Consider the following 6,306-nt stretch of genomic DNA (forward strand, 5'->3'; position numbering starts at 1 on the left):
TTTAGATAATTATAAATTCACTAAAAGTAGCATCTTAATTTTTATAGAAAATTAAATTTTAGAAAGGAATTTTAAAATGAAAAAAATAATAGCGTTACTTATAATGATTTTTTCGGTAATATCATTTGCAGACGGCGAAGTTACTGGAAAAAGAATACAGGTTAGAGGGGTTTCAAAGAAGGAAATTATGCCAAATTCGGCAAAAATTGCTCTTACGATTCAAACTGAGAATGAAAGTCTGGATAAGGCAAGTGGGGAAAATTCACAAATTTTGGAAAGATATAAGAGATTGCTTGCTCAGACTGGGACAAAATACAACAAGATTAATTCGACAGGATATTCCACTTATGAAACATATAACTGGGATACGGTAATTGAAAACAAAGGGAAAAAAGAATATAAAACAAAACTTTCAGTAGAAGTTGACAGAATTTCTCTTGATACATTAAAAAATTTTATGAGTGTTCTTGCGGCTGAAAAAATTTATTCCTTGAACAGAAGTAAAAATGGCACATATATTTTCACTGTTGAATCTCAGGATGCAACAAATAAACAGGCATATCAGAATGCAATGTCAAAATTTAATGATATTCAGCAAAAATTGAGCAAAGCAGGAATTCCCGCAAGTACAGTAAAAATCTCAGGATATGACAATAAGGAAGTAAGCCTTGAAAAAAGAACAAGCAACAAAAAAAATATCCAAGTCGTTTTACATCAAATAGAAGTTGAAACAAGAGATTTGAAAAATCTTGGAAACATCATAAATGTAGCAAGCACATTAGGAATTGGTACAACTGGACAAATCGAATACGACATTGACAATAAGCAGCAGCTGGAAAATGAACTTTACGAAAATGCCTACAAGGAAGCCTTGAAAAAAGCCCAAGTTATCTTAGGAAAAACAGATTTAAACCTAAAAAATCCTGTTACAATCACAGATAAATCATACGGAGTTATCCAGCCTTATTACGATTACAACTACAATTACTACAACGAAGCCAGTTACGCAACTAATTTAGTGCAAGTGAAAAAAAGCGACAGAGAACTTCTCGATGAATCCGCAAGAAGAAACATCGTAATTTCTCCAAAAAAATTAAATATTTCAAAAACTGTCTACATCGAATTTGAAATGAACTAAAAATATAATTTAAGAAAACTGCTGTATTTATATAATATGGTAGTTTTTATTTTCTTAAAAATCAACGAAAAATTAAAAAGAAATAATTTTTAAATTAATATACAGTTGTAATTCAAATAAGGTTATAGTTTTTTTCAAATCGGTATTGACTTTAAAAAAAAATACTGTATAATTAACATTATTGTTTAAAAAATTGTGAATTGTAATTTGTTTTAGGAGGAATTTTTTTATGAAAAAGTATCATGATGATGCTGTTAAGTTATTAGAACTTGTCGGTGGAAAAGAAAATGTTGTGGCAGTTACTCACTGTGCGACTAGAATGAGATTTTCTCTTGCAGATGAGAAAAAAGCAAATCCAAAAGAGATAGGACAGCTTGACTCTGTTAAAGGAACATTTACAAATGCGGGACAGTTTCAGGTAATTGTAGGAAATGATGTTGGAGATTTCTATAAAGAATTTATAAATGTTTCAGGTATTCAAGCAGCTTCAAAAGAAGATGTAAAAAAAGCAGCTATGGAAAAACAACCATTACTACAAAGAATGGTTGCACATCTGGCAGAAATTTTCGTTCCATTAATTCCAGCATTGGTAGCTGGAGGGCTTATGCTTGGGCTAACAAATTTCTTAGGGGCAGAGTTACCGTTTTTACATAATAAGTCACTAAATCAACTATATCCTTTAGCAGCTAATTTATCTAAATTTATAAATTGGATAGGGGTAGCTGTATTTGGAATGTTGCCAGTTTTGGTTTCGTGGTCAACAGTTCGTAAATTTAAAGGTAACGAGGCACTAGGAATTGTATTGGGGCTTATGCTAGTTTTAGCAGGAACAATGTTAAATGCTTATACTTATGGGGATATTGTAGCAAAAGGGCATAATATAAGAGAAATGTTGATTAACGGATCTGCAGAATATGGAATAAAAGCAGGAGAATATGTTATTGATTTAGGATTTTATAAGATTTTAATGATAGGATATCAAGCACAGGTATTACCAGCAATGTTTGCAGGAATTGCAATGTGTTATATAGAGAAATTCTTTAATAAACGAACTCCAGAAGTTTTAAAATTAGTTTGGGTGCCATTTATAACATTAGTTGTAACTGGTTTCTTGACTATATTATTTATAGGTCCTTTTGCAAGAATGATTGGAGAAGGATTAACTGGATTGTTTAAATTCTTATTCCAAACACCAGGATTAAAATATTTTGGAGCAATAATATTTGGAGCAACTTATGCACCTCTTGTTATTACAGGATTGCATCATACATTCATGGCAATAGATTTTCAGTTGCAGGCAACTTTGGGAGGAACATTTATTTGGCCATTAATTGCCCTATCTAATATTGCTCAGTCAGGAGCAGTATTTGCAACTTACTTTATTTATAAAAAAGATAAGAAGCAAGAATCAGTTTCATTATCTTCAACAGTATCAGCTTGTTTTGGAATTACTGAACCAGCATTATTTGGAGCAAACTTGAAATTCATGTATCCATTTTATGCAGCATTGTGTGGTTCAGTTCTAGCGGCTTTAATTTCAACAGGATTTGGAGTATTATCAAATGGAATTGGTGTAGGAGGACTAGCGTTAGCATTTCTGTCAATTAAATTTACTAATGGAGGAATTTATCAATTAGGTTTTTGGATTGCTTCGATTGTAGCGTTTGTAGTTCCATTTGTTTTAACGTTCTTATTTTCAAAAACAAAATTAAATAAGGAAAACAAATAAGTGTATTTACAAATTATAAAAATAGCAGGTTTTTTAACTCCTGCTTTTTTTTAAAATACAAAAAATAAGGAGAGTGACGGATTATGAAAAAAAAACTAGTAATAATTTTGTTTATTATGCTAATTACTGGAGTAATTGGAAATGGTGCGACACGTGGTAATAGAAAGAGAGTTAGCAGAAAGAAAATTGGTAATGTGAAAGTGAGTGAAAAAACTGTGGATTTATCAAATTATAATAGAGTAAAGAAGGTCAGCATTTTTGTACAAGGTTTTGAGAGCGGGCCCGCTGTGAGCAAAGTTATTTTAGAAATGGGTGATTATAGAATTACGAATCTTGATAAAAATGATTGGAAAATAAAAACAAATGGATTTGAGCGAAAAGTAATGGATGTGTATGTTTCGGATAAGAAAGGAGAGAAAGCTTTTGATACTGGGATTGTTACACTTGAATTAGAAAATAAGTTTAACTCTGATACCTTGAAGTATGAAGGTTCGCCTTTTGCTTATAACAGACAGAAATTTTTTAATGAATGGGTAAAAGAATATGTTGTGGAAATCGAGGGAAAAGTCAATGTTGATGGAAAGAGTTATTTGGTTAGTAAAAAAGAGGATGTGATCAATAACAGAATTTCGACAGATACGGAACTGTTTAATTATAGAAGTTCATTTAGTGGAAATTACAAAAATCCGATTACAAAAAAAATGGAAAATTTGAAACTGGAAATGGCGGCTTATGAGCCTGAAAACTTTAAAGTGGGAGCAAAAAAGCCTTTAATCGTTTGGCTTCATGGACAAGGGGAAGGTGGAACGGATCCTGATATTGATATTTTGGGAACAGAAACTTGGCACTTGCGAAAGAGGAAATTCAGAAATATTTTACTGCAGGAGGAACTGATACAAAAGGAGCATTTGTTCTAGCTGTTCAGTCGCCAATTTACTGGATGGATGAGGGTGATGGAACTAATGGAAATGGAAGTGGAAATTCGAGATACACTCAAATTTTGATGGATAGATACAATCAAGGAATATGTAAAACATAATCCGTATGTTGATACAGACAGAATTTATCTTGCTGGAGATTCAAACGGCGGATACATGACTGTAAATATGATAATTACTTATCCAGATTACTTTGCGGCGGCAGTACCGATTTGCGAGGCGTATGCTTATCACGAATATGCGAGAAATAGCGATGAAACTTACAAGACAAACAATATTGAAGTTTCGGCAGGCGGTAAAAACAGTGCGGTTTCAAGATTTGTGGAAACTAAAAAACTGTGGGTAACAAAAGAAAAAATTCAGAAGATGAAAAAAACGCCAGTATGGTTCATTGCGGCAGCAGATGACGAGATTGTTACACCGAAAAAATTCTCGCTTCCAACATATAGAGATTTATTAAGGGCTGGAGCCGATAATGCGTGGTATTCGTATTATGAAAATGTAGTTGGGACAGATGTGCCAAATTCAAGATTTCCTGGACATTTTTCGTGGATATATTTTTTGAATAATCAAGTGGAAGGTGTGCAGAATAGGGATAAAATAAAAAATTCCAAAGATACCGAAACTTTCGGATTTGAGCCAAGTAACGCTGGAAAAGGCGGGAGTGAAAAGGCTAAAGTTAATGGAAAAATGTTTGCAATGGATGAATTTTCAGAAGAAAACGAATAAAAAATAACAGGTGTTCTGCAAAAAATGCTTGCAATTTTATATAAAATTGTAGTATGATGTAACGGTAGAGAAGATTTTTAACAGGAAGTTTAAAAATCAGAACAGACTAGAGAAAAGTGAGGTAGAAACGATGGCAAAAGAAACATTAAATCCATTTGAGATTGCTCAAAAACAAATCAAATCAGCTTGTGATAAATTAAACGCAGATCCAGCTGTTTATGAAATCCTAAAAAATCCTATGAGAGTGTTGGAAGTATCGTTCCCAGTAAAACTGGACAACGGAACAGTTAAAACATTTACAGGATACAGATCTCAACATAACAATGCAGTAGGGCCTTTTAAAGGTGGACTTAGATTCCATCCAGACGTAACAAGAGACGAAGTAAAAGCATTATCAACTTGGATGACATTCAAATGTTCAGTAGCAGGAATCCCTTATGGTGGTGGAAAAGGTGGAATGGCAATTAATCCTAAAGATTATTCTAAAGCTGAGTTAGAAAGAATTTCTAAAGGTTTTGCAAAAGCAATTTCACCAATTATTGGAGAAAAAGTTGATATACCAGCTCCAGACGTTAATACAAACGGACAAATCATGTCTTGGATGGTTGACGCTTATGAAGAAGTTGCAGGAAAATCAACAAAAGGTGTATTTACAGGAAAACCTTTAGAATTTGGAGGATCTCTTGCAAGAACGGAAGCAACTGGATACGGAGTTAATTTAACAGCTAAAAAAGCATTGGCAAAATTAAATATTGATGTTAAAGGAGCAACATACGCTGTACAGGGATTTGGAAATGTTGGATTCTACACAGCTTACTACGCATATAAAGACGGTGCAAAAATTGTAGCATTCTCAAATTCAGATGTTGCAATTTACAATGAAAATGGAATTGACATGGAAGCTGTAATAAAAGACTTTGAAGAAAATGGACGTATTGTAGCAAACAAAGGATACGGAAAAGATATTACAAATGCTGAATTATTAGAATTGGAAGTTGATGTTCTAGCACCATGTGCCTTAGAAAACCAAATTACTTCTGAAAATGCCGACAGAATTAAGGCGAAAGTAATTACAGAAGGAGCAAATGGGCCGACTACTCCAGAAGCTGATGAAATCTTATTCAAAAAAGGAATCGTAGTTATCCCTGACATTCTTGCAAACTCAGGTGGAGTTGTAGTTTCATACTTTGAATGGGTACAAAATTTACAAAGCTACTACTGGCCATTTGAAGAAGTTCAACAAAAAGAAGATGCCTTGTTATCAACAGCATTTGAAGATGTATGGAACTTAGCAGATGAATACAAAGTAGACTTGAGAAATGCAGCTTATATGAAGAGTATCGAAAGAATTTCAAAAGCAATGAAATTAAGAGGATGGTATTAATTTTTTAAGTTTTTGATTTAAGTTAAATATTAAATAAAGAACCTATTTCTATTTTTATAAATTATAGAGTAGGTTCTTTTTTATTTATAAGGAAATTAAATTCATATTTTTTAGGTATTTACTGATATATTTGATAATTTTAAAAGAGGCGTCAGCCTCTTTTCCTTTTCTTTTGTCAAATAAATATACAAATGTCTACGACAAAATATCCAACCTAGTTGGATTAATAAAATATTAATAGTATTTTTTGAGGGGCGGATATCTGTAATGATAAAATTCCCATACAATCATTTTAACCTTGCATGCTGGACAGTAAAAAGGATTCATCCCGAAAGTCCTGTACATCTGCCTTTGATAAAATGAATATCTTGACACGGCAATGTTTTTC

Annotated in this window: 6 protein-coding genes; all 6 read left to right on the top strand. The window is 32.6% G+C overall.

Annotated features, from left to right (window positions below; translation table 11 throughout):
- Positions 1-76 precede the first annotated feature (76 nt).
- The 6 genes from K324_RS0106550 to K324_RS0106565 all read left to right on the top strand — a co-directional run bounded on the left by K324_RS0106550 (position 77) and on the right by K324_RS0106565 (position 5,918).
- Positions 77-1,138: an SIMPL domain-containing protein gene (locus K324_RS0106550; RefSeq protein WP_026748461.1), complete on the top strand. Its 1,062-nt coding sequence runs from the start codon at positions 77-79 to the stop codon at positions 1,136-1,138.
- A gap of 229 nt (positions 1,139-1,367) precedes the next feature.
- Positions 1,368-2,867 (top strand): PTS trehalose transporter subunit IIBC, encoded by a 1,500-nt coding sequence (gene treB / locus K324_RS0106555; RefSeq protein ID WP_026748462.1) that lies wholly within the window; start codon positions 1,368-1,370, stop codon positions 2,865-2,867.
- Positions 2,868-2,950: 83 nt separating this feature from the next.
- Positions 2,951-3,784 (top strand): hypothetical protein, encoded by an 834-nt coding sequence (locus K324_RS16375; RefSeq protein WP_248615368.1) that lies wholly within the window; start codon positions 2,951-2,953, stop codon positions 3,782-3,784.
- On the top strand, positions 3,709-3,906 hold the full coding sequence (locus K324_RS16380) for a hypothetical protein (RefSeq protein WP_232056111.1): 198 nt from the start codon (positions 3,709-3,711) through the stop codon (positions 3,904-3,906). Before K324_RS16375 ends, K324_RS16380 begins: the two co-directional genes overlap by 76 nt.
- 22 nt (positions 3,907-3,928) lie before the next feature.
- Positions 3,929-4,534 carry a prolyl oligopeptidase family serine peptidase gene (locus tag K324_RS16385; protein ID WP_232056178.1) on the top strand — a complete coding sequence of 202 codons (606 nt, stop codon included), beginning with the start codon at positions 3,929-3,931 and terminating at the stop codon, positions 4,532-4,534.
- A gap of 130 nt (positions 4,535-4,664) precedes the next feature.
- Complete coding sequence (locus K324_RS0106565; protein WP_026748463.1) at positions 4,665-5,918, top strand: Glu/Leu/Phe/Val family dehydrogenase; 1,254 nt, start codon at positions 4,665-4,667, stop codon at positions 5,916-5,918.
- Positions 5,919-6,306 lie beyond the last annotated feature (388 nt).

It is taken from the genome of Leptotrichia trevisanii DSM 22070, assembly GCF_000482505.1.
Taxonomy (GTDB): domain Bacteria; phylum Fusobacteriota; class Fusobacteriia; order Fusobacteriales; family Leptotrichiaceae; genus Leptotrichia; species Leptotrichia trevisanii.

Coding starts and splice junctions, on each gene's coding strand:
- treB (WP_026748462.1), top strand. CDS start 1,368: ATGAAAAAGTATCATGATGATGCTGTTAAGTTATTAGAACTTGTCGGT.
- K324_RS0106565 (WP_026748463.1), top strand. CDS start 4,665: ATGGCAAAAGAAACATTAAATCCATTTGAGATTGCTCAAAAACAAATC.
- K324_RS16375 (WP_248615368.1), top strand. CDS start 2,951: ATGAAAAAAAAACTAGTAATAATTTTGTTTATTATGCTAATTACTGGA.
- K324_RS0106550 (WP_026748461.1), top strand. CDS start 77: ATGAAAAAAATAATAGCGTTACTTATAATGATTTTTTCGGTAATATCA.